The sequence below is a fragment of the Novosphingobium sp. ZN18A2 genome (genome assembly GCF_036784765.1).
Taxonomy (GTDB): domain Bacteria; phylum Pseudomonadota; class Alphaproteobacteria; order Sphingomonadales; family Sphingomonadaceae; genus Novosphingobium.
On sequence record NZ_CP136651.1, the window covers coordinates 2,218,027 to 2,241,361 of the forward strand.

The window sequence follows — 23,335 nt, forward strand, 5'->3', positions numbered from 1 at the left end:
CGTATGTTCGTGATCGACGAGCGTCAGTACACCCGCTTCTTCGGCTTGATGTAGTCGATGTCGCCGGTCAGCGTGTAGTCGTGAACCGGGCGGTAATCGAGCGAAACGGTGCCACCCTTGCCGCCCCAGCCGTCGAAGCGAGAGACGGTGTGTTTCATCCACTCCGCATCGTTGCGATCGGGATAATCCTCGTGCGCGTGGGCGCCGCGGCTTTCCTTGCGGGCGTGCGCTCCGTGAAGCGTTACGCTGGCCTGCGCGATCAGGTTGTCCAGCTCCATCGTCTCGACAAGGTCGGAATTCCAGATCAGCGAACGGTCGGTCACGTGGATGTCGTTCATCCGCTGGTAGGTCTTGGCAAGCTGCTCCTTGCCTTCCGCCATCAGCTCGTCGGTGCGGAACACCGCCGCATGGGCCTGCATGCACTGCTGCATTTCCACGCGCACTTCGGCGGTGGGCGAACCGCCCTTCGCATTGCGGAAATGATCGAGGCGCGACAACGCAAAATCCGCGCTGTCCGTCGGCAGTTCGGGCTGCTTGCCGTTGGGTTCGACCAGTTCCTTGAGGCGATGCCCGGTCGCGCGGCCGAACACGACAAGGTCGGTCAGCGAGTTGGAGCCGAGGCGGTTCGCGCCGTGGACCGAAACGCAGGCCGCCTCACCCACCGCGAACAGGCCCGGCACGGTCGCGTCGGGGTTCTCGGCGGTCGGGTTCAGCACTTCACCGTGATAGTTCGTGGGAATGCCGCCCATGTTATAGTGCACCGTGGGGCAGACCGGCAGCGGCGCGCGCGTCAGGTCCACGCCCGCGAAAATCTTGCCGCTTTCGGTGATGCCGGGCAGGCGTTCCGCCAGCACCTTGGGATCGATGTGATCGAGGTGCAGGTAGATATAGTCCTTGTTCGGCCCCACGCCGCGCCCTTCGCGGATTTCCATCGCCATCGAGCGCGAAACGACGTCGCGGCTGGCAAGGTCTTTCGCGCTGGGGGCATAGCGTTCCATGAAACGCTCGCCTTCGGAGTTGGTCAGGTACCCGCCCTCGCCGCGCGCGCCCTCGGTGATGAGCACGCCCGCGCCATAGATGCCGGTGGGGTGGAACTGCACGAACTCCATGTCCTGCAACGGCAGCCCGGCGCGCAGCACCATGCCGCCGCCGTCGCCAGTGCAGGTATGCGCGCTGGTGCAGTTGAAATAGCTGCGGCCATAACCGCCGGTCGCCAGCACCACGGCCTGCGAACGGAAGCGGTGGATAGACCCGTCGTCGAGGCACAGCGCGATCACGCCCACGCACTTGCCTTCGTGCATGATCAGGTCGATCGCGAAATATTCGATGAAGAAGTCCGCGTCGTACTTCAGGCTCTGCTGGTACAGCGTGTGGAGCAGCGCGTGCCCGGTACGGTCGGCCGCGGCGCAGGTGCGCTGCACCGGCGGGCCTTCGCCCATGTTTTGCATATGGCCGCCGAACGGACGCTGGTAGATCGTGCCGTTCTCGTTCCGGCTGAACGGCACGCCTGCGTGTTCCAGTTCAAGGATCGCATCGGGCGCTTCGCGCACCATGTATTCGATCGCATCCTGGTCGCCCAGCCAATCGGCACCTTTCACGGTGTCATACATGTGCCAGGTCCAGTGATCGGGCGTGTTGTTCTTAAGCGACGCGGCGATCCCGCCCTGCGCGGCCACGGTGTGGCTGCGGGTGGGGAAGACCTTGGTGATGCAGGCGGTGCGCAGGCCGGCCTGGGCCGAGCCCATGGTGGCGCGCAGGCCCGAACCGCCGGCGCCGACGACGACGGTATCGTATGTATGGTCGATGATCTTGTAAGCGGGCTGGTCAGCCATCGGTTCAGGCGCCTCCCAGCGCGATGCGGATTACCGAGACGATGCCGAATACGGCGCCGGCGAGCGGAATGGTGTTGAGCAGCGCGAGAACCAGGATCTTCGATCCGTCCTCGTGCACGTAATCCTCGGCGAATACCTGAAGGCCAAGACGCGCGTGCCAGAAAGTGGAAACGATCAGCAGGATCATCGCGGTGGCGGGCACCGGGCGCGAAAGCCACGCGTGCATCGTCTGGAAATCGTATGACGGCATCATCAGCAGGCTTGCCAGAAACCAGACAACCAGCACGATGTTGCCGATGGCGGTGAAGCGCTGTACCAGCCAGTGGTGCGGTCCCTGGTGCGAAGAGCCGAGCCCCCGCACCCGTCCGATCGAAGTTCCGTTGCCCATGTCAGTCTTTCCCGAAAATTCAGCGTAAGGTTCGTGGCCGCGCGATGCGTCAGCGCAGCAACACGAAAGCCCAGAAGGCGATGGTGGCAAGGACGGAGAAGACCACCGTCATCGTCGACCAGCGCGCGTTGGCATTCAGTTCATAACCCGCGCCGATATCGAGTACGAAGTGGCGCACGCCCGACGCAAGGTGCTGGAAGAACGACCATGTCAGCCCGACCAGCGCGATCTTGCCCAGCACGTTCGCCGCGCCCTGCAAGCCATTGCCCGGCTCTGCCGCCCAGACCCAGTGAACGAACGTGGCGTAGGCATCCGGACCGCTCGCCAGTGCGCCCAGCCACCACAGCAGCAGCCCGAGGCCCGCGATGGCGAGCGCGGTGCCGGTGGCGCGATGGACGATCGAGACGAACATCGCCGGACCCCAGCGCCATATCTGCAGATGTGGCGAGAGCGGACGGTTGCTGGCTTGCGCCATGATATTCCCCTTGTTGCTCAGCTCTGCGCGGGGCCATGCGGCCGCCGGCGATCGAGACTCGCTATTAGTCGAAACGCCGCCCCGTGCAAGCGCGCCCGCCAAACGAGTGCGCCGCCGGTTGCGGCATATGCCCTTGCCCGCCTACTAGGGGGCGATGAACACGTCCACCACCATTCTTGTTACCGGAGCGACTCGCGGCATAGGCGCGGCAACGGTTTCCGCCCTTGAATCGGCCGGCGCGAAAGTAATCGGCCACGGCAGCCGCGCGCGCGACGGCGTGATCGGCGCCGACCTTTCCGATCCGCAGGCTCCGCAGGCCTTGTGGGAAGAAGCGCTGGATCGCGCGGGCGGCAGGATAGACATCCTCGTCAACAATGCCGGCCTGTTCGAGGCGAGTGCACTCGATTCCTCGGACATCGCCTGGCTCGACGCATGGGAAGAAACGCTGCGCATAAACCTGACGGCGGCCGCGCAGCTTTCGCGCTTTGCCGTGCGCCACTGGCAGGAACGCGGATCGGGCGGGCGGCTGGTGCACATTTCGAGCCGCGCCGCCTATCGCGGGGACAGCCCGGCGCACTGGCACTATGCCGCCGCGAAAGGCGGGATGGTGGCCATGCACAAGACCATTGCCCGCGCCTATGCATCCGAAGGCATCCTCAGCTTCGCGATCACGCCCGGCTTCACCGACACGTCGATGGCCGGGGACTACCTTGCCAGCCGCGGCGGGCCGGGGCTGCTGGCCGATATTCCGCTGGGCCGCGTGGCGACGCCCGATGAAATAGCCGCCATCGCGAAGTTCTGCGCGCTGGAGGCGCCGCCCAGCATGACCGGCGCGGTGATAGACGCGAACGGCGCAAGCTATGTCCGTTAGGCTTTTCGTGCTGGGCGCCGCGCTTGCCGCAAGCGGGGCCGCGACCGTATCGAAAGCCCCGGAAAGCTGCCTTGCCACAACACCCGCAGCCCATGCAGCGGCCTGCAAGGGGCACGACGGCTGGAGCGATCCCGCCCCGCCCGTCCACGTCTTCGGCAATACATGGGACGTTGGCACCTGCGGCATCACCGCGCTGCTGGTCTCGTCCGACAAGGGGTACGTGCTTGTCGACGCCGGGATGGCGGACGCGGCGCAGTCCGTCCTCGCGAATATCCGGCGGCTGGGCGTGGAGCCGCGCCAGGTGAAGTGGATCGTATCGAGCCACGAACACTTCGATCATGCCGGCGGCCTTGCCGAACTGAAGCGCGCGACCGGCGCGAAGCTGGCGTTGAGCGCGCCCTCCGCCGCCGTGCTGGCAAGCGGACAGCCGGAACGCGACGATCCGCAATTCGGCAGCCTGAAGCCGATGGCCCCCGCGCAGGCCGACCGCATCCTTGCCGACGGCGACACGATCGCGCTCGGCTCGTTGACCATGACCGCGCACCTTACCCCCGCCCATTCCCCCGGTTCGACCAGTTGGACGTGGAAAAGCTGCGAAGGCACCGACTGCAAGACGATCGCCTATGCCGACAGCCTGACGATGATCTCCGCCGACGGCTACCGTTTCAGCGACCATCCCGCATATGTCGCCCGCGCGCGCAAGGCGCTGGCCAGGGTCGCCGCCCTGCCCTGCGACATACTGGTTACCCCGCATCCGGGCGCGAGCAACCTGTTCGCGCGGCTTCACGGCGAAGCGCCCCTTAACGATCCGCCCCTGTCGGATCCGGGCGCCTGCAAGGCATACGCGGCAAAGGCCGGACAGAGGCTGGACGCGCGGCTGGCGAAGGAAGCGGCGCAATCGCAGGAGCCACGGCGATGAGCTGGAAGATCACCGCATTCGCCCCGCGCGACATCGTGCAGGCCGCGCTTGTCGCCCACGAAGATGCCTTCGACTGGGATTACGACATCGTTCTGGCCGGCAGCGAGATCGCGGAAGACAAGCCGGAGGAATGGCAACTTGAAGCCTGGCTTCCCCGCAAGCCGACGCGGGCAGACAAGGCCGCCATTGCCGCTCTGTTCGAAGCGGGCGCACCCGGGATGACTGTGGAAAAACTGCCCGAAACCGATTGGGTAACGTTGAGCCAGCAAGACGTGGCGCCGATCCGCGAAGGGCCGTTTCACGTCCACACGCCGGAATATCCCGCGAAAGACGGACCGGGCCTGCGCGACTTCACGATCCCGGCAAGCCAGGCCTTCGGCACCGGGCAGCACGAAACGACCGCCGGATGCCTTGCCATGCTGGCGGAAATGAAAGCGCGCGGCGCGCTGGTGCGTAACCTTGCCGACATCGGCACCGGCACCGGCCTTCTGGCCTTTGCCGCGATGCACCTTTGGCCACGCGCGCTGGCTACGGCGAGCGATATCGACGCGGTCTGCGCGCCGGTGGTGCTGGACAATGCCGCGTTGAACGGCGTGGCAACCGGCGCGCGGGCAGGCGAACTGACCATGGTGATCGCTGACGGAATGGCCGATCCGCTACTGAAGGCGCGCGGCCCTTATGACCTGCTGATCGCCAACATCCTGGCCGGACCGCTGGTGGAGCTTGCGCCCGATTTCTCGCGCGCGGTGCTGCCCGGCGGAAGCATTCTTCTGGCGGGCCTGCTGGCGACACAGGAACGCAAGGTGCGCGCCGCCTATGCCCGCGCGGGGTTGCGTCTTGCCGCGCGGATCCAGCGCGGCGACTGGTCGATCCTGTGGCTGCGCAAAAGGGCGTATGGCCGGGTGCGCGGATCGCGCGTTGGCCAGATGCCCGATTGGTCGCGCGGCTGGTAACGCCCGGCCGCGGCGGCGCGACCTATCCGGTCTGCTTGCGCCCGAATGCCCTGCGCGGCCCAAGCGGAATGTTGCCGAGTTCCGCGCCGGGAAGCCCGCGCCGCACCTGCCGCCTGCCGCCAAGCGAAACGGTGCGCAAATCCGCTTCCGGGCGCGGCTCTTCCATTTGCTGCCCGCTGGTTTGCGTAACGGTGCCTTGCGAAACGGGGCGTTCGAACACCAGCCCGCACGCTCCATTGTCTGCCCATACCACCTTGCAGAACATCTGGAAGGTCTTCCACTCCAGCATCACCGTCGTCCCTTCACGCGGAGGATCGGCCAGTTCCAGGCGGACACCGCCGGTGGAAATGTTGGTCAACCGGCCCGTCCGGCTTCCGGTGGTCAGCTTCAATTCGGCGGAACAATGGGCGAGAACCCGCGTGTCTGCGCGGCGCTCGATCTGGAGGACTTCCTCCTCTCCGTCGAAATAGGGCATCTGCAAAAGCTCCAGACGATCACGGCGCATTGTCATGCGCTCTGTTGCGGACGTTGTGCGAACACCCGCATTGCCCGGCCAGGTTTCCGATTTCCTCCAGAATGCTGGTTACCCGAACTTTACCATTCGGTTCGGCGCGAAAAGGCGGCATCCGATTGGGTGAATGGCCACTTATGCATTTCCGTTCGGCTGCGGTTAACCCGACGATCCGGAGCATCCGCGAACGGGATTCGCCGCGGGGTTCGCATGTCCATAATGCATACGGCGTTCAAGATCGGGGTTGCAGGAACCTTTGCCGCGTGGAGCGGCATGGCACCGGCAGAGCGCGCGCAAGACCGCGCATCGCCGCACGACGCGCTCGCCCGACAGGCAGGTTCGAACGATACCGGGGGGTCCAACGAAACCGGGCTTTGTATCGCCGGGATCGACCCGGCAGCACCCGGCGCGCTGCCGCACGAGCCGACGACCTGCCCGGCATTCCTGGCCACGGCGCTTCCGGCAAAGGCCGACGCATCGGGGATGCTGCCGCTGGGCGTCGCGCCGCAGCCCGCGTTCGACGACCGGCCCCGCCCGCAATGGGAACACCGCTTCGATGCCACGGGGCCATCGATCGAACTGGGCGCACTCGGCTTCGGAAGGCCGGGCACACCCTCACTGGTGCATTTCGCGTTTGCCTGGGATTTTTGAGGCCGGACTGGGGCGCATTCGGATCGCGCAGCCCGCGAACCCTGCCTATCCCGCGGCCTTCACGATCTCTGCCCAGCCCGCTTCATCAATCACGCGAATGCCCAGCTTTTCCGCCTGTTTCAGCTTCGATCCCGCGCCGGGGCCGGCAACAACAAGGTCCGTTTTGGCGGAAACTGAGCCCGCCGCACGGGCACCGAGCCGCTCGGCCTGGGCCTTTGCCTCGTCGCGGCTCATCGTTTCCAGCTTGCCGGTGAAAACCACGGTCTGCCCCGCGACTTCACTCTCAAGCGTCTCCACCACATAGCGCGGCGGATCGACTTCGTTCAGCAAGTCGGTCCAGACCTCGATATTGTGCGGTTCGTGGAAGAAGTCGCCCAGCGCCTCGACAACCACGGGGCCGACCCCGTCGATGCCGGCAAGTTCATGCCCGGCGTCCTCGTCACCCGAACGCGCCCTTTCGGAAACCTCCCGCAAGGCCGGAAGCGTGGCGAAACGCTTCATCAGGTCGCGCGCCGTTACCGCGCCAACGTGGCGGATACCCAGGCCGAACAGCAGGCGCGCGGCATCGGGCTTCCGCCGTGCTTCTATCGCCGCCAGAAGGTTGTCGACCGATTTTTCCTTCCAGCCCTCCAGCGCAAGGATATCCTCGCGCCGGCCTTTCAGGCGGAAGATGTCGGCCGGGCTTTCCAGCCAGCCTTTTCCGAAAAACTCGTCGATGGTCTTTTCGCCCAGCCCGTCTATGTCGAGCGCGGCGCGGCTGACGAAGTGCTTCAGCCGCTCTGTCCGCTGCGCGGGGCAGATAAGGCCGCCGGTGCAGCGCACGTCCACCTCACCCTCTTCCGCCACCGCCTCGCTGCCGCATTCGGGGCAATGATCGGGAAAGACATAGGGATCGCGCGGCTCGTCCGGCGTCAGGTTCTCCACCACTTGCGGGATCACGTCTCCCGCGCGCTGGATCACCACGCGGTCGCCCACGCGCAGTGCCAGCCGGCCAATCTCGTCACGGTTGTGCAGCGTGACGTTGGACACCATCACGCCGCCCACGGAAACCGGCGTCAGCCGACCCACCGGCGTCAGCTTGCCGGTGCGGCCAACCTGGATGTCTATCGCCTCCAGCGTCGTCTGCGCCTTTTCCGCCGGGAACTTGCGCGCGATCGCCCAGCGCGGAGCCTTGGCGACAAAGCCCATGCGCGCCTGCCAGTCTAACCGGTCGACCTTGTAAACGACGCCGTCGATATCGTGCGGCAGGTCTGCCCGCTCGATCTCTATTTCGCGATAGTGCGCGATCATCTGTTCAAGCGAGGTGCAGCGCTTCAGCAAGCGTGAGACCGGCACGCCCCATTTCGCGATCCGCTCCATCATCGCGTGCTGCGTTTCGGCGGGCAGGTCGCCTTCCACCAGCCCCCAGCCCCAGGCGAGGAAGCGCAAGGGGCGACTGGCGGTTACGGACGGGTCTTTCTGCCGCAGCGATCCGGCGGCCGCGTTGCGCGGGTTGGCGAAGATCTTGCCGCCAGCCGCCTCCTGCGCCGCGTTGAGCGCCTGGAAATCGGCCTTGGCCATATAGACCTCTCCCCGCACCTCGAACACGGGGGGCACATCGCCGGATAGCCGCGCGGGAATATCGGCGATAGTCGCGACGTTGGGCGTCACGTCCTCGCCCACCTCGCCGTCGCCGCGCGTCGCGGCGCGCACCAGTGTGCCGTTTTCGTACCGCAGCGAGCAGGAAAGCCCGTCGATCTTGTCCTCGGCCGTCATTGCCACTTCGGCGTCTTCGCCAAGCGCCAGGAAGCGCCGCACGCGCGCGACGAAATCGGCCAGGTCTTCGTCCGAAAAGGCGTTGTCCAGGCTGAACATCCGCACGTCGTGGCGGACCTTGCCCAGCGGAGAGGCGGCGACTTCGAAACCGACCTGCTTCGAAGGGCTATCATCGCGCACAAGCTGCGGGAACGCTTCTTCAATCGCGGTATTGCGATGAACCAGCGCATCGTAATCGGCATCCGAAATCTCGGGCGCGTCTTCGGCGTGATACAGCTTGTTGTGACGCGCGATCTGGCGCGCGAGGCGCATCAGCTCGTTCGCGGCGTCGGCCTCTGTCATGTTCGCGATGGAATCGTCTGCCATGACCGAGGGCTATGCCGCGCGCGAATGCCAGCCGCTACATCTTTTCCTTCACGCCGGTTCGCACCAGCCACCAGTTGACCGGATAGGCCGTGGCAAAGCCCGCCAGCATCGCAATCTGCATCACGAACCAGAATTCGGGCGAATTGACCGGCGCCACCTTACCGTAAAGCGGTTTCAGAAGGCCGAACTGGATCAGCGCCATGCCGCCGTACATCCCCACCTGCCACGAACTGATGGAAAGTGTATCGGCCTTGATCGCCGCGGCCAGCCCCTCTCGCAAGCCCAGCCCGCGCATCGGCGCGATGGAGAAATACTGGAATACGATGCCGATCGCGAAGGCGAGGATGAAATCGGGAATCCACATCGCGAAGGTCTTTTCCGCGAAAATCGTATGCCACCCGAACCACACCGCCAGGACGGGGAACGCAAGACCTACCCATTCCGCGATAATATCGCCCAGCGTGCAGCCCGCGCCGCAGTGGCTGGCCCCCTTCGCGACGGCCAGCGGCATGGGCGTTTCGCCGCCCCCTGACGCCTGCGCGCGCGATTTTCTGTAGAGGGCGAGCCACAGCACGCTGCCGAACATCGTGGCGAGCGGCCAGACCCAGTTCATCACCACCATCTTCTCCGGCCGGCGCAAGAGGTCGAAAGTTATCCACAGCGCACAAGCCGCCGCGACGGCCAGGGACGCGATGGCAAGCGCATGGAACCAGACAGGAAATTGATCGGACATACCGTCCCAATGGCCGGAAACGCGCCTGTGTTCCCGTAACGGCGATTCTGCCCCTGCGCTGTGCCGCGTTACCCTCTGCGCGGGGAACAAGGGGAGATCGCATGACGGACCGTATTCTGAAGGCCCTGTTTGCCGTGTGCCTTGGCGCAATGGCCTTGCTCTATGTAGCGCACAACATCGCCAACGTGGGCGCCGCCTATGACTTCTTCGTCTATACCACCACGCCCATGGAGAAGGCGGCCTATCCCGTCACGCTGCTGCCCGTGCCGCCCGCGCCGCTGATCGTGGTTGCGATGGTGCTGGTCTTCGCGCTTGAGATCGGCGCGGGCGTGTTCCTGATCTGGGGCGGGTTCGATATGTGGCGTGCGCGAAACGGCGATACGCAGGCATTCGGCAAGGCGGCACGATATGCGAAGATCGGCATCGGCTGCGCGGTGGTGAACTGGTGGGGCCTGTTCCAGGCGCTGGCCGTCGCGGGATACCAGCTCTGGCAGAAGCCGTTGGGGGAATCGCCGTTCTACGGTTCGTTCTTCTATGGCGCGATGAACCTGCTGCTGCTTATCTACATCAACCAGCGCGAATGACCGTTCAATCGGCGGCGAGTATCGTCACCATCATCTCGCGCCGGATTTCGAAGCCCAGCGAACGGTAAAGCGCGATCGCAGCCGTATTGCCGGCGTAGGAATGCAGGAAAGGCGTCAGTCCTTCGGCGCACATCCCCGCCATGACGCGGCGGATCAGCCTGCCCGCATATCCGCGTCCGCGCGCGGCCGGATCGGTGCACACGCCGCTGACTTCGGCATAGCCCGGCGCGGGCCGCATTCGCGTTCCGGCCATCGCGATCAGCCGCCCATCCGCGCGAATGCCGTGAAACGGGCCATAGCGGTGGGTGGATGTGCCCCACGGCCCCGGCTCCGTCGCATGGGCAAGCGCGGCCATCTGCGCCGCATCGGCTTCGCCCAGCGGCACGATATCGTCCCCGCCGGGATCGGGCGCGGGGCTTCGGGCGACCATCTGCACCAACGGCGCGGTGCGAACCACGCGCGTTCCGCGCGGGGCGGGCCATTCGTCGGGTTCGACCAGCCACAAAGCGCCCATACTGCGCGAAACCATCGCGGCAAGATCGGCCTGGGCTGCATCGGAAAGCTCACGCGCCGCGGCGAAAGGACCATAGGCGGGATCGATGCGCACCGCCGATCCATGCCGCACCGCCAGTGCCGCCTGCCCCCCGCCAAGCATGTTCCAGACCGGCCGGTCCAGCGGATGGCCGCTCACGCTCCCTCCATCAACCGCTCCGCCTGCGCGCGCGCCTCTTCGGTCACTTCGGCGCCCGAAAGCATCCTGGCGATTTCTTCCTGCCGGCCGTGCGCGTCCAGCAGGTGGACGGACGTGCGCGTAACCGTGCCTTCGTTCGATTTGGCGATCATGTAATGCACCGTACCGCGCGCGGCGACCTGCGGGCTGTGCGTTACCGCCAGCAACTGGCCGCCGCCCGCCAGCCGCGCCAGCCTTTCGCCGATCGCGCTGGCCACTGCGCCGCCCACGCCGCGATCGATCTCGTCGAAAATCACCGTCGCCGCGCCGCCCTGCTCGGCCAGCGCGACCTTCAACGCCAGGATAAAGCGCGAAAGTTCGCCGCCGCTGGCGATCTTGGCAAGCGGGGCGAAATCGGCGCCGGGGTTGGTGGCGATAAGGAATTCCACCGCGTCCATACCGCCCGGCCCCCAGCGATCCTCCGGCAGGCGCATCACCGCGGTGCGGAAGCGCGCGGCATCCAGTTTCAGCGGCGCAAGTTCTGCCGCCACGGCCGCGTCCAGCTTGCGCGCCGCTTCGGCCCTTTCAACCGAAAGCGCCTCCGCCCTCGCCTGGTAGTCGAGCGCAAGGTCGCGCGCCTTGCGCTGAAGCCCGGCAAGCTCGGCCTCGCCGCCTTCGATGGCGTCGAGCGTGCCGCGCATCCGGCGCATCAGGTCTGGCAGTTCGTCAACCGTGCAGCCGTGTTTGCGCGCGGCGGCGCGAAGATCGAACAGGCGCGTTTCGATGCGGTCCAGCTCTGCCGGATCGTGCGCAAGCGCTTCTGCCGCGCGGGCCAGCCTGTCTTCCGCCTCGCCCGCCTCGATCACCGCGCGATCGAGCGATTCCAGCGCCTCGGCCAGCATCGGGTGTTCGGCGGCAATCCGGTCCAGCCGCCGCGCCGCGCTTCGCAGCGAAGCAAGCGCCGAATCCGAACCTGCCCAAAGCTGCTGCAATTCGGCAAGGTCGCCCGAAAGGCGCTCTCCCTTCTGCATCGTCGCGCGCGCTTCGGCCAGGCCTTCTTCCTCGTCGTGCTGCGGCTCGAGCGCGGTCAGTTCGGCCAGGTGCGCCAGCAGAAGGTCGCGGTCCGCCGCCGCCCTTTCTATCGCTTCGCGCGCGGCGGCCAGATCGCGCTCTGCCGCTTGCCATCGCTCCCACACATCGGCCACGCCCTTGCGCCCCGCATTCGCGTAACGATCGAGCAAGGCGTGATGGCCGCGCGCGTTCACCAGGCCGCGATCGTCATGCTGGCCGTGCAATTCGACAAGGTGGCGCGCCAGGTCGCGCAGCAGCGCCACGCCGACCGGCTGATCGTTGATGAACGCCTTGCTGCTGGCGCCCGAATCGCCCTCGCCCGAACGGATGCGGCGCTTCACAATCAGCGGCTCGTCCGGTTCCACATCCACTTCGGCATCGGACATTATCTCGCGAATCCCCGGCGGCAGGCGGTCGAATTCGAATGTCGCGGTTACGCTGGCCTGCGCTTCCCCTGCCCGCACCAACGCCGCATCGGCCCTGTCGCCCAGCACAAGGCCCAGCGCGTCTAACAGGATGGATTTGCCCGCGCCCGTCTCGCCCGTAAGCACGCCCAGACCGCCGTGGAAGGCAAGGTCCAGCGCCTCGATCAACACGATGTTGCGGATGGAAAGGCTTGTCAGCATGGGGTGTCGTCCGCCTCCTTAGCCGGTCCCGCCCGCGCCGTCACCAGCGCAACTTTATCGCGCGGGGGAGAAGCCGGAAATGCCCGCCGCAAGGGCGCAGGTTTCACCATCGTGACACACCGCCACGCCCCCGCAACGAATCCATGGGAAATAAAGGCAGGTCGCCACTGCCGAGGAAGGAAAACCCATGACCGAGGCGAACAATCCAATCGCGAACCTGTCCATCGGAACCGGCGCGGGCGTGCCTGCATGGCTCGACCTGCCCGAACCGCGCGGTTTCAGGCCCAAGCGCAAGTTCCGCACCGTGTGGATATCCGATACGCACCTTGGCACGCGCGGTTGCAATGCCGCGATGCTGCTGGACTTCCTCCATTCGATAGAGTGCGAAACGCTCTATCTCGTTGGCGATATCGTCGACGGCTGGCGGTTGAAGAAGGGCTGGTACTGGCCTGACGCGCACAATGAAGTGGTTCGCCGCATCCTGAAACTTGCCCATCGCGGAACGCGCGTGATCCTGATCGCAGGCAATCATGACGAAGTGCTGCGCCCCTATGCGGGGATGAGCTTCGGCGGCGTCGAACTCGCGCTGGAAGCGATCCACCAGACGGCGGACGGGCGCCGGTTGCTCGTCACCCACGGAGACGGGTTCGACGGCGTGGTGCTCTATGCGCGCTGGCTCGCCTTCCTGGGGGACCAGGCCTACGAGATGATGCTGCGCGCGAACATCGTGTTCAACGCAATCCGCCGCCGGCTGAAAATGCCGTACTGGTCTCTTTCCGCGTACCTCAAGAAGCGCGTGAAGAACGCGGTCCAGTTCATCTGCGATTTCGAGGAGGCCGTCGCCCACGCGGCGCGCGAACGCGGCGTGGACGGCGTGGTATGCGGCCATATCCACTCGGCGGAAATCCGGCAGATCGGCGATGTCACCTATTATAACGATGGCGACTGGGTCGAAAGCTGCACCGCGCTGGTGGAGGACAAGACCGGCGCGATGAGCATCGTCGACTGGACAGAGGAAGGCCGCCAGCGCGAACAGGAAAAGCGCGCGGCTGCCGCAAACGTCCCCGCACGCGAGGAAGTGCCGGCATGAGGATCGCGATTTGCACCGATGCCTGGCACCCGCAGGTCAACGGCGTGGTCCGCACGCTGGGGATGACGGTGGATCGGCTGCTCGCGCGCGGGCATGACGTGGAACTCGTCACCCCGTCGCAATTCCGCACCGTGGCCCTGCCCGGATACAGCGAGATCCGGCTGGCGCTGGCGCCCCGCTTCGGCACGCGGCGCGCGCTGGCCGAATTCCGTCCGGACATCGTCCACATCGCGACCGAAGGCCCGATCGGCTGGAGCGCCCGAAAGTGGTGCCGCGACAACGGATTGCCCTTCACCAGCGCGTTTCACACGCGCTTTCCGGACTATGCGGCGGTGCGCACCGGGCTGGACGCGAAGCGCTTCTGGCCGGTCATGCGCCGGTTCCATGCGCCAAGCCGCGCGGTGCTGGTGTCCACGCCCACGCTGGGCCGGGAACTGGCGGCGCAGGGTATCGCGCAATGGAAGCTGTGGTCGCGCGGTATCGACCGCGACCTGTTCCACCCAGGACACGCCCCGCTGCCCGAACTTGCCGGGCTTCCCGGCCCGGTCATGCTCAACGTCGGGCGCGTGGCGGTGGAAAAGAACTTGACCGCGTTCCTCGATGCGCCGGTGGAAGGGACGAAGGTCGTCGTCGGCGACGGGCCGGACCTTGCCGAACTGCGCGACCGCTATCCGCAGGTGCGCTTTACCGGCGCACTATCCGGGCAAAAGCTGGCGCAGGCCTATTGTTCGGCGGACGTTTTCGTCTTCCCCAGCCGCACCGACACGTTCGGACTTGTGATGATAGAGGCGCTTGCCTGCGGTGTGCCCGTGGCGGGCTATCCGGTGCCCGGTCCGCTGGACATCGTCGGCGCTTCGGGTCGCGGACCGGACAATGCCCTGCCCGCGGCGGTCGGCGCGCTTGACGAGACGCTTGCAACAGCGATCCGCAAGGCGCTTGCCTGCGATCCGCTCAACTGCGCGATCCATGGCGCCAGCTTCAGCTGGGACCGCGCGACCGACCAGTTCATGGCCGCGCTGGGCGAAGCGTCACGATGCGCAAGCGCGATTGGCGGCGGCGCGGTGGAGTTGGGCGACGAGATGGAGCCTGCCTGACCCCGACACCAACCGATCCCCCCGACTGAAAGGCCCGCGGTGCCATCCGGCAGCGCGGGCCATTTGTTGTTCGGTCGCCAAGCGATACGGCCCGCAACAGGGCCAGCGTATCAGCTTGCCTTTGTATCGGGGGCGTACTTGTTCATCAGGCGATAGGCCTTCTGGTACCACTTGCTGCCCGGATAGTTCGAGCCCAGCACCGCAGCGTTCTTTTCCGCTTCCACCGGAATGCCCAGCGCAAGGTTGGTTTCGACCAGGCGGAACAAGGCTTCGGGCGTGTGGCTGGTGGTCTGGTAGTTCTGGATCACGTTGCGGAAGCGCAGCTGCGCGGCAAGCCACTTGCCGCTGCGTTCATAGAACCGGCCGATCTCCATCTCCTTGCCCGCAAGGTGATCGTTCACAAGGTCCAGCTTCAGCTTGGCGTCCGCCGCATACTCGGTTTCGGGGAAGCGGCGCATCACTTCCGTCAGCGCGGTTTTCGCCTGCTCGGTAATCTTCTGGTCGCGCGTGACGTCGCTGATCTGCTCGTAATAGCACAGCGCGATCAGGTAATAGGCGTAGGGCGCGTCCTTGTTGCCCGGGTGGATCGACAGGAAGCGCTGCGATGCCTGGATCGACTTGGTGTAATCGCGCGCGACATAATAGCTGAACGCGCTCATCAATTCGGCGCGGCGCGCCCACGGCGAATAGGGATGCTGGCGCTCGACCTCGTCGAACAGCGCGCCCGCCACCTTGGGCTGGTTGCGGTCAAGCCGGTCCTTCGCCGCCATGTAGAGCGTATCGACATCGCGCGCGACATAAGAGGTATCGCGCTTGCCGCGCCCGCCGGCAGCGCACCCTGCGGTCAGCGCGGTGGCGGCGGTGGCGACAGCCAGGGCGGCGAGGCGCAGCGGGCTGCGGCCATGAGCGTTGATCGACATGGGACGCCCTATAGCCAGCGTACCCCTGAACGCCAAGTGAAGTTGCGCGCCTTCACGCGTGCTCATCCACACCCGTCCCGATCGTGGCGGTCGGGATGGGGTCGGCAAGCGTCACCTGGTCCAGCATCGCTGCCATTTCATCACGCAGCCGAAGCATCAGCACGCGCAGGCGGCATTCCGATTCGGGCAGGCAGTTTTCGCAATGTTCGTGCGCGTTGCGGCTGGCGCAGGGCACCAGCGCAAGGCTGCCGCGCGTGATACGGATGATATCGCCATAACGGATATCGACCGGAGGCAGCGCAAGTTCATACCCGCCGTCGCGCCCGCGATGCGAAGCCACGATGCCGTCGCGCGCCAGTTCGGCCAGGATAACGGTCAGGAACTTGCGCGGAATGTTCTGCGCCCTGGCTATCGCGTCAAGCCGCACAGGCCCCTGGCCGAAGGCATCGGCAAGGTGCTGGAGCGCACGAATGGTGTATCGTGTCCTTTGCGAAAGCATCGGTTCCCCAACGCGCGGGCAGAGAAAAAGTCAATCGCAGGGGTAGATATTTATCCGTCGACGATGACTTCCACAAGACTCGGACCGTGGGACGCGAAATTTTTCGACAGGGCGGCATCGAGGTCGGCCGACTTTTCAACCCGCGTGGCGGGCACGCCCTGCCCCTGCGCAAGCGCCACGAAATCGAGGTGCGGCAGCGCGGTGCCGACAAGTTGCTGCATCCCGAACACCCGGCCGAAGCTGTGCAATGCCTCGTACCGGCCGTTGTTGACGATCACGAACGTCACCGGCAGCTTCCATTGCGCGGCGGCGTGAAGCCCCTGGATCGCGTACATCGCCGAACCATCGCCCAACAGCGCAATCACCCGCTCTCCCGGACGGCCCAGCGCAACGCCCACCGCCGCCGGAAGCCCGTGGCCCAGCCCGCCACTGGCCGTGGTATAGAACCCGTCCCGCATGACGATGGGTAGCCGGTCATGCAGCACACCACGGCTTGACGGCGCTTCTTCGACAAGGATCGCGCCTTCGGGGCGCAGGCGGGCAATCTGCTGAAGCAGGTAGGCATCCGAAAGAACCGATCCGTCCAGCGGGCCGGGCCGCGTCAGGGGCGCGGGCGCGGCCCGCTGCGGCGCATCTGCGCGAAGCAGCGTTCCGATTGCCAGCCGGGTGTCCGCAACGATGCCTATTCCCGCCGGATTCCATGCAACGTGCGCGGGATTGTCCGCGATCTGGACCAGCCTCGTGCCCTCCGGCACGTGCGGCCCGAATGCTTCCACGTGGTAAAGCGACATCGGCCCGCCCAGCACCAGCACAAGGTCGTGCCCGGCAAGGTCGGCCACGATCGGTTCGCGCCCCGCCGTAAGGAATCCGGCGAACAACGGGTGATCCTCAGGAAAGCTGCACCGCGCGGACATCGGCGCAACCATGACCGGCGCATCGTGCTTTTCCGCCAGCGCGATAACCGCGTCCCATGCGTCGTCGCGCGCGACGCCCGCGCCGACCACGATCAGCGGGCTGCGCGCGCTGGAAAGCATCGCCGCCGCCTCGTCCAGAAGAGCGGGATCGCCCGGATTGCGCGCGCTGACCTTGCGCGCGGCAAGCGGCTCGCATTCGCGGTCCCAGTCGTCGACAGGAATGGAAACGAACGTCGGCCCGCAAGGCGGCTGCATCGCCACGTACCATGCCCGCGCGATGGCGGCGGGCACGTCTTCGGCGCGCGCGGGTTCCGCCGCCCATTTTACGTAAGGCTGCGGGAATTCAGTCGGCCGCTCGGCAAAAAGGAACGGCTCGAACGGCAGGATGGACCGCGCCTGTTGTCCTGCCGTCACCACCAGAGGCGTCTGGTTCTTGTAAGCGGTGAACAGGTTGCCAAGCGAATGGCCCACGCCCGCCGCCGAATGCAGATTGACCAGCGCCGCGCTGCGCGTCGCCTGCGCGAAACCGTCCGCCATGCCCATCACGATCGATTCCTGAAGCCCCAGCACATAGCGGAAATCGTCGGGAAAATCGCGGAACATGGGCAGTTCGGTGGAACCGGGATTGCCGAACACCGTCGTCATGCCAAGTTCGCGCAAAAGGGAAATCGTCGCGTCGCGCACGGTGGTCATCTGGGGCATGCTCCTTGTCCGGGTTAGCCGCCTTTGCCGGAAGGATGCCCCTCTGCGCAATCCCGCACAGCCCTCGCCCGCCGCATTGCGGCAAGGCGATTCACATACTATCCGCTGCGTGAAACCGGACCGAAGGACAGCGCCGCGCATGAAACACGTAACGATCGTTGGCGCCGGCGCCATGGGTTGCCTGTTCGGCGCAAGGCTTGCCGAATCGGGCGCGGACGTCACGTTGGTGGATATCGATCCGGCGCGGATTGCCTTGCTGAAACAGCACGGCGTGGTGCTTGCGGACGATGCCGGGTCGCGCCGCGTCGCGCTGGGGGCGGCGCTGGCGGAAGAAGCGGGGCCGGCGGACCTGGTGCTGTTCTTCACCAAGGGAATGCACACCGAAAACGCCGCGCGGTCGGTTTCGCACCTGGCAGAAGCGGGCGCTCTCGCGCTCACCTTGCAGAACGGGCTGGGCAATGCCGAAGCAATCGCGCAGGTTTTCGCGCCCGAACGCGTATTGATGGGCGTAACCGACGTGCCCGGTGATCTTGAACTGCCCAACCGCGTTTCCAGTCACGGCAGCGGCAAAGTGGTGATCGGCGGGCTTGTGCCCGGTGCGCAGGGCCACGCCGAACCCGTAGGCGCGCTGCTGGACAAGGGCGGCTGGCAGGTCGTGGTCGATCCGCACGTACAAGTGGCCGTATGGGAAAAAGCCGGCTTCAACGCCGCGTTGAACGCCATATCGACCATCCTGCGTGTGCCAGTGGGCGGCATGGACAATGCCCCGTGCCGCCGCGTGGCGAGCGCGGTGCTCGACGAAGTATGTGCAGCGGCCAAAGCACGCGGGCTGGAGTTGGATCGGGCAAGGCTGGATTCGCGCGTCGACTTCGGGCTTGCCAACCACAAGGCGCACAAGCCCTCCATGCTGCAGGACCGGCTGGCGGGCCGCCCGACAGAGATCGAAACGATCAACGGTGCGGTTGCAAGGCTGGCGGCCGAGGCTGGCGTGGCAACTCCGGTAACACAGGCGCTGGCAGACCTGGTGCGCGCCGGCGAACTGCCGGAGTAACCTGCAAGCCTTCGCCTCGCCGCAAGGGCGAACGACGGGAATCGAGCCGCGGTCCCGTGCGGCTCAACCGGCTCCCGTCGGGTAATCGGGCAGGTCGATCCGGTCCGTCAGCGTGCGGCCGAATGCGGCCTTGGCGATCCAACCCACGTTCATCAACCGGCCTACGGCGGCGCGGAACCGGATGCCGAACGGCGTTTCGGGAACGAACGCGCGCCCGATCGGCAGGGCCGCGTCCTGCTTCGCCTTCATGAAACCGGCAAGGCGGGCGTGATATGCGGAAAGCGCCGCCTCCACGGTTTCCGCCCGCCGCAACTCACCCGCCAGCACATAGGCGCCGATCATCGCCAGCGCCGCGCCCTGCCCCGCAAGGAAAGACGGTCCGAACGCCGCGTCTCCCAACAGCGCGACGCGGCCCTTGTGCCAGCGATCCATGCGGATCTGCGCGATCCTGTCGAGATAGAGATCGCGCGCGCCATCAAGCGCCGCCAGCATTTCGGCCGCTTCCCATGCCATCCCGGCAAAACGGCGGCGCAGCAGCGCGCGCTGGCCCGCTTCTTCGTGCGGGATCGGTTCCCCTTCCGCGTCGCGCCACAGGAACAACGCAAGGCTGGTCCCGTCGCGCAAGGTAAAGCGCGCGGCGGTGCGGCCCGGTTCGCCATAGGCCAGGTAGGCGTCCTCGTCGCGGTGCGGATAGTCGGGCATGATCCACGCCGCGAACTGGTATCCCAGATAGCGTTCGAATGCCTCGCGCGGGCCGAATGCAAGGTCTCGCGTTCGCGAATGCAGCCCCTCGCAGCCGACCACCAGATCGAAACGCCGCGATGGCGCGTGCTCGAATGTCACGTCCACACCTTGCGCGTCCTGCCGGATCGCGGCGATGCTGTCTGCGAACTGCATCCGCGCGCGGTCCTTCACCACGTCCACCAGCGCCAGCGAAAGTTCGCCGCGCGGAAGGCTGATAAAGCGTCCGTCCGTTACCGAAAGGAAGGCCTTGCCTCTGACCCCGCTCTGGCGCTGTCCATCCGCATCGACAAGCCGCAGTTCGTCCAGCCGGTATCCCGCGTCGAGCAGGCGCGGCAGGATGCCCATGCGTTCGGCAATATCGTATCCCTGTCCCCAGAAATCGACGATATAGCCGCCAGTGCGCGGCGATGCGGCACGCTCGACGATCGTGACCCGGTGCCCGTTTTCCAGCAGCCACCAGGCGAGACAGGGGCCGGCCACCCCCGCGCCGCTGATCAATACGTCCATAACGCCCGTTTTACGCCGCTATCGCGCCCGCGCAAACAATCGCCCGCCCCGCGATTGGGCGATTGCCAAGCCCCGCGCCGCCCCGTAAGCGGCAAGGCGCCATGATCCTTGTCATCGACAACTACGATAGCTTCACCTGGAACCTCGTCCATTACCTGATGGAAATGGGCGCGGAAACAGAGGTTGTGCGCAACGACGCGATGAGCGCGGCGCAGGCGATCTCTTCGGGCGCGAAGGGGTTCCTCATCTCGCCCGGCCCCTGCACGCCCAACGAAGCGGGGATCAGCCTCGACCTTGTCGCCGCTTGCGCGGATGCGGAAATTCCGCTGCTGGGCGTTTGCCTTGGGCATCAGTCGATCGGCCAGCACTTTGGCGGCCGCGTGGTGCGCGGCGGGCTGATGCACGGCAAGGTCTCTCCCGTAGAGCATGACGGGACGGGCGTGTTCGCAGGCTTGCCCTCACCCTTCATCGCCACGCGCTATCACTCGCTGGTGGTGGAAGACGCGCCCGAATGCCTGATCGTCAACGCAACCAGCGACGATGCGCACGTCATGGGTTTCCGTCATGAAAGTCTGCCGATCCACGGGGTTCAATTCCACCCCGAATCCATCGCCACCGAACACGGCCACGAACTGATCGGCAACTTTTTGGGGATTTGCGGGATCGAGGCGAAAATCCCGGCATGAACGTGCTCCCACCCGTCGATACGCCGCTGTCCGAAGCGGAGGCCGAAGCCGCGTTCGGCGCCATGCTGGACGGTGCGATTGCCGACGATGCGGATATTGCCGCATTTCTTGTCGCGCTGTCGGACCGGGGCGAAACGGCCGGGGAAATCGCCGGCGCAGCGCGGGCGATGCGCGCGCGGATGGTACCGGTCCGGGCGCCCGAAGGCGCGATTGACGTGTGCGGCACGGGCGGAGACGGGCATCACACGCTGAACGTTTCCACCGCCGTATCGCTGGTGGTCGCCGCGTGCGAAGTGCCGGTCGCCAAGCACGGCAACCGCGCCGCCAGTTCAAAGGCAGGCGCGGCCGATACGCTGGAAGCGCTGGGCCTCAACCTCGACCGTGCGGCCGAAACCGCCGAACAGACGCTGCACGATCTTGGCATCTGCTTCCTGTTCGCGGCAAAGCATCATCCCGCGATGGGTCGCATCATGCCGATCAGGAAAGCGCTGGGCCGCCGCACGATCTTCAACCTGATGGGACCGCTGGCAAACCCTGCGGGCGTGACCCGGCAACTGGTGGGCATCGCGCGGCCCGCCTATGTCCCGATCTATGCAGAAGCGCTGCACCGGTTGGGGAGCGAACGCAGCTTCGTCGTCTCGGGCGACGAAGGGCTTGACGAGCTGAGCCTTGCCGGCGGCAACGAACTGGCGATCGTCACGCGCGAAGGCGTGCAGATGGGCCGCGTTGCGCCGTCCGACGCGGGGCTGCCGGGTGCCGCGGTATCGGCGATCCGCGGCGGAGACGCGGCATTCAACGCAAACGCGCTGCGCGGGTTGCTGATGGGGGAGCCCGGCCCCTATCGCGACGCGGTGCTGTTCAACGCCGCCGCCGCGCTACAAGTGGCAGGCGCCGCAGCCCACTGGCACGAAGGCGTGGAAGAAGCCGCCGAAGCGATCGACAAGGGCCTGGCCAAGGCGCTGCTCGATTGCTGGATCGCGATGCTCAGCTAAAGCATCGCTTCTTATTCAACTTCAAGCCGCGATGCCGTAGAGACATTTCCGTTCGGTTAGAGCGGCGTTCAGCAACGAATGCACAACCTGTCTCGACTTTGCTCGACACGAACGGCAGAGAGGCCGCGATGACCGACAAGCTGACAGAAATCTGCGCAACCAAGCGCGAGGAAGTGGCCGCGCGCAAGGCGTTGGCAACGGTGGCGGACCTCGACAGCCGGGCCGCGGCGCAGTCCGCCCCGCGCGGGTTCGAGGCGGCGCTGCGCTCGAAAGCCGCAACAGGCTTCGCGCTGATCGCGGAAATCAAGAAAGCTTCGCCGTCCAAGGGATTGATCCGGCCAGATTTTCGTCCGGCTGAACACGCCGCAGCCTATGAAGCGGGCGGTGCCGCCTGCCTTTCGGTGCTGACCGACGCGCCCTATTTCCAGGGGCACGAGGACTTCCTGCAGGATGCCCGCGCGGCCTGCGCGCTGCCGGTTCTGCGCAAGGACTTCATGGTCGATCCCTGGCAGGTCGCGGAAGCGCGCGCGATCGGCGCGGATGCGATCCTGATCATCGTCGCCGCGCTGGACGACGCGGTGATGGCCGAAATCGAAGCTGCCGCGCGCGAACGCGGCATGGACGTTCTGGTGGAAGTTCATAACGAGGGGGAAATGGAGCGCGCGGCGCGGCTCAAATCCCGGCTCATCGGCGTCAACAATCGCGACCTGAAACGCTTCGTGACCGATATCGCCATTACCGAACGGCTCGCCCCGCTTGCGCCGGAAGGCACACTGCTGGTCAGCGAAAGCGGCATAAACGCCCATGCGGACCTTGAACGCCTTGCCAGATGCGGCGCGCGCACGTTCCTGGTGGGCGAAAGCCTGATGCGGCAGGACGACGTGGCGGCCGCGACCAGGGCGCTGATCGAAGGCTAGGCCGCGATGTCCCTCCTCCGCGCGCCTCCCCTTGCCCTGTTTGCAGCCGGCGTTCTGCCAGCCGCCGCCCATGCGGACATTCCGGTGTGCGATTACACCGTCGTGCGGAGCTATCCCCACGGCACAGGCGACTTTACCGAAGGGCTCTTCTACCGGGAAGGGCTGCTCTACGAGAGCACAGGAGAGCCCGGCCACTCGCGCATTGTGGTGCGCAAGCTCGACAGCCTGAAACCGCTGCGCGAAGCGCGCATACCCGCCCCCCTGTTCGGCGAAGGCGTGATTGACTGGGGGGATCAGCTTATCAGCCTCACCTGGCGCGCCGGGATCGGATACCGCTGGGACCGCAAGACGCTGCGCAACACCGGCACCTTCACCTACAAGGGCGAAGGCTGGGGAATGACGCGCGACGGCAACACGATCTACCAGAGTGACGGATCGTCCACCCTGCTGCTGCGCGATCCGGCAACGATGAAAGTCACCGGCACGCTGCCCGTCACCGCCGAAGGCCGCGCGGTGCCGCTGCTGAACGAACTGGAATGGATTAACGGGGAAATCTGGGCGAACGTCTGGATGACGGACAGCATCGCGCGGATCGACCCGGCCAGCGGCAAGGTAAAGGCGTGGATCGACCTTTCCGGCCTGCGCACCCGCGCGAAGGGATACGGGCAGGACGACGTGCTGAACGGCATCGCATGGGACGCGAAGCACCACCGCGTATTCGTGACCGGCAAGAACTGGAACCAGCTGTTCCAGATCCGGTTGAAGCCGCCGTGCAAAATGCCGGCCGGCAAGCGCGAGGCACGGCAATAGGGCG

24 protein-coding genes are annotated in these 23,335 nt (G+C 66.0%); 12 read left to right on the plus strand and 12 right to left on the minus strand.

Going from position 1 to position 23,335, the window contains the following annotated elements; all coding sequences use genetic code 11:
* Positions 1–23: 23 nt before the first annotated feature.
* The 3 genes from sdhA to sdhC are packed head-to-tail and all read right to left on the minus strand — an operon-like array spanning position 24 to position 2,695.
* A complete protein-coding gene (sdhA, locus tag RXV95_RS10650) occupies positions 24–1,832 on the minus strand; it encodes a succinate dehydrogenase flavoprotein subunit (RefSeq protein WP_338466029.1) in 1,809 nt (602 codons plus the stop codon).
* A 4-nt stretch (positions 1,833–1,836) separates the two neighbouring features.
* Positions 1,837–2,220, minus strand: a complete 384-nt coding sequence (gene sdhD, locus RXV95_RS10655) for a succinate dehydrogenase, hydrophobic membrane anchor protein (RefSeq protein WP_338466030.1) — start codon at positions 2,218–2,220, stop codon at positions 1,837–1,839.
* 49 nt (positions 2,221–2,269) lie between these two features.
* A complete protein-coding gene (gene sdhC / locus RXV95_RS10660) occupies positions 2,270–2,695 on the minus strand; it encodes a succinate dehydrogenase, cytochrome b556 subunit (protein WP_338466031.1) in 426 nt (141 codons plus the stop codon).
* Positions 2,696–2,849: 154 nt separating this feature from the next.
* Between sdhC and RXV95_RS10665 the strand changes: the two genes are divergently transcribed.
* From RXV95_RS10665 to RXV95_RS10675, 3 genes are read left to right on the plus strand one after another with little or no spacing between them, the layout of a single operon-like run.
* Entirely contained in the window at positions 2,850–3,566 is a 717-nt protein-coding gene (locus RXV95_RS10665) for an SDR family oxidoreductase (protein WP_338466032.1), read from the plus strand.
* Positions 3,556–4,485, plus strand: a complete 930-nt coding sequence (gene bla / locus RXV95_RS10670; protein ID WP_338466033.1) for a subclass B3 metallo-beta-lactamase — start codon at positions 3,556–3,558, stop codon at positions 4,483–4,485. Before RXV95_RS10665 ends, bla begins: the two co-directional genes overlap by 11 nt.
* Entirely contained in the window at positions 4,482–5,438 is a 957-nt protein-coding gene (locus tag RXV95_RS10675) for a 50S ribosomal protein L11 methyltransferase (RefSeq protein WP_338466034.1), read from the plus strand. The genes bla and RXV95_RS10675 overlap by 4 nt, the downstream gene beginning before the upstream one ends.
* 22 nt (positions 5,439–5,460) lie before the next feature.
* On the opposite strand, the gene RXV95_RS10680 is transcribed toward RXV95_RS10675, so the two are convergent.
* Entirely contained in the window at positions 5,461–5,943 is a 483-nt protein-coding gene (locus tag RXV95_RS10680; protein WP_338466035.1) for a PilZ domain-containing protein, read from the minus strand.
* Positions 5,944–6,159: 216 nt separating this feature from the next.
* Between RXV95_RS10680 and RXV95_RS10685 the strand changes: the two genes are divergently transcribed.
* Positions 6,160–6,600 (plus strand): hypothetical protein, encoded by a 441-nt coding sequence (locus RXV95_RS10685; protein WP_338466036.1) that lies wholly within the window; start codon positions 6,160–6,162, stop codon positions 6,598–6,600.
* 45 nt (positions 6,601–6,645) lie between these two features.
* On the opposite strand, the gene ligA is transcribed toward RXV95_RS10685, so the two are convergent.
* Complete coding sequence (gene ligA / locus RXV95_RS10690) at positions 6,646–8,721, minus strand: NAD-dependent DNA ligase LigA (RefSeq protein ID WP_338466037.1); 2,076 nt, start codon at positions 8,719–8,721, stop codon at positions 6,646–6,648.
* Between the two features lie 34 nt (positions 8,722–8,755).
* The gene (locus tag RXV95_RS10695; RefSeq protein WP_338466038.1) at positions 8,756–9,454 is read right to left on the minus strand and encodes a DUF4396 domain-containing protein; all 699 of its coding nucleotides are present in this window, start codon (positions 9,452–9,454) and stop codon (positions 8,756–8,758) included.
* A 101-nt stretch (positions 9,455–9,555) separates the two neighbouring features.
* Between RXV95_RS10695 and RXV95_RS10700 the strand changes: the two genes are divergently transcribed.
* Positions 9,556–10,038, plus strand: a complete 483-nt coding sequence (locus tag RXV95_RS10700) for a DUF2165 family protein (protein ID WP_338466039.1) — start codon at positions 9,556–9,558, stop codon at positions 10,036–10,038.
* Positions 10,039–10,042: 4 nt separating this feature from the next.
* Here the strand turns inward: RXV95_RS10700 and RXV95_RS10705 are convergent, their stop codons facing one another.
* Positions 10,043–10,729 carry a GNAT family N-acetyltransferase gene (locus RXV95_RS10705; protein WP_338466040.1) on the minus strand — a complete coding sequence of 229 codons (687 nt, stop codon included), beginning with the start codon at positions 10,727–10,729 and terminating at the stop codon, positions 10,043–10,045.
* Positions 10,726–12,405, minus strand: a complete 1,680-nt coding sequence (gene recN, locus RXV95_RS10710) for a DNA repair protein RecN (RefSeq protein WP_338466041.1) — start codon at positions 12,403–12,405, stop codon at positions 10,726–10,728. The genes RXV95_RS10705 and recN overlap by 4 nt, the downstream gene beginning before the upstream one ends.
* Positions 12,406–12,592: 187 nt before the next feature.
* Here recN and RXV95_RS10715 point away from each other — a divergent pair, with 187 nt between their 5' ends.
* The gene (locus tag RXV95_RS10715; protein WP_338466042.1) at positions 12,593–13,495 is read left to right on the plus strand and encodes a UDP-2,3-diacylglucosamine diphosphatase; all 903 of its coding nucleotides are present in this window, start codon (positions 12,593–12,595) and stop codon (positions 13,493–13,495) included.
* Entirely contained in the window at positions 13,492–14,589 is a 1,098-nt protein-coding gene (locus RXV95_RS10720) for a glycosyltransferase family 1 protein (protein ID WP_338466043.1), read from the plus strand. Before RXV95_RS10715 ends, RXV95_RS10720 begins: the two co-directional genes overlap by 4 nt.
* Positions 14,590–14,699: 110 nt before the next feature.
* Here RXV95_RS10720 and RXV95_RS10725 read toward each other — a convergent pair whose 3' ends face one another.
* The 3 genes from RXV95_RS10725 to mdlC are packed head-to-tail and all read right to left on the minus strand — an operon-like array spanning position 14,700 to position 17,624.
* Complete coding sequence (locus RXV95_RS10725) at positions 14,700–15,509, minus strand: outer membrane protein assembly factor BamD (protein WP_338466044.1); 810 nt, start codon at positions 15,507–15,509, stop codon at positions 14,700–14,702.
* A gap of 52 nt (positions 15,510–15,561) precedes the next feature.
* Entirely contained in the window at positions 15,562–16,008 is a 447-nt protein-coding gene (locus RXV95_RS10730; RefSeq protein ID WP_338466045.1) for an Rrf2 family transcriptional regulator, read from the minus strand.
* Positions 16,009–16,058: 50 nt separating this feature from the next.
* Positions 16,059–17,624, minus strand: a complete 1,566-nt coding sequence (gene mdlC / locus RXV95_RS10735; RefSeq protein ID WP_338466046.1) for a benzoylformate decarboxylase — start codon at positions 17,622–17,624, stop codon at positions 16,059–16,061.
* Between the two features lie 139 nt (positions 17,625–17,763).
* Between mdlC and RXV95_RS10740 the strand changes: the two genes are divergently transcribed.
* Positions 17,764–18,675, plus strand: coding sequence for a 2-dehydropantoate 2-reductase (locus tag RXV95_RS10740; protein WP_338466047.1), 912 nt, complete (start codon positions 17,764–17,766; stop codon positions 18,673–18,675).
* 63 nt (positions 18,676–18,738) lie between these two features.
* On the opposite strand, the gene RXV95_RS10745 is transcribed toward RXV95_RS10740, so the two are convergent.
* Entirely contained in the window at positions 18,739–19,926 is a 1,188-nt protein-coding gene (locus RXV95_RS10745; protein WP_338466048.1) for an FAD-dependent monooxygenase, read from the minus strand.
* Between the two features lie 101 nt (positions 19,927–20,027).
* On the opposite strand from RXV95_RS10745, the gene RXV95_RS10750 reads away from it, so the two are divergent.
* From RXV95_RS10750 to RXV95_RS10765, 4 genes are all read left to right on the plus strand, one after another.
* Entirely contained in the window at positions 20,028–20,612 is a 585-nt protein-coding gene (locus RXV95_RS10750; protein WP_338466049.1) for an aminodeoxychorismate/anthranilate synthase component II, read from the plus strand.
* Positions 20,609–21,604 carry an anthranilate phosphoribosyltransferase gene (gene trpD, locus RXV95_RS10755; RefSeq protein WP_338466050.1) on the plus strand — a complete coding sequence of 332 codons (996 nt, stop codon included), beginning with the start codon at positions 20,609–20,611 and terminating at the stop codon, positions 21,602–21,604. Before RXV95_RS10750 ends, trpD begins: the two co-directional genes overlap by 4 nt.
* Before the next feature lie 128 nt (positions 21,605–21,732).
* On the plus strand, positions 21,733–22,521 hold the full coding sequence (gene trpC / locus RXV95_RS10760; protein ID WP_338466051.1) for an indole-3-glycerol phosphate synthase TrpC: 789 nt from the start codon (positions 21,733–21,735) through the stop codon (positions 22,519–22,521).
* Between the two features lie 6 nt (positions 22,522–22,527).
* Positions 22,528–23,331: a glutaminyl-peptide cyclotransferase gene (locus tag RXV95_RS10765; protein WP_338466052.1), complete on the plus strand. Its 804-nt coding sequence runs from the start codon at positions 22,528–22,530 to the stop codon at positions 23,329–23,331.
* Positions 23,332–23,335: the final 4 nt, after the last annotated feature.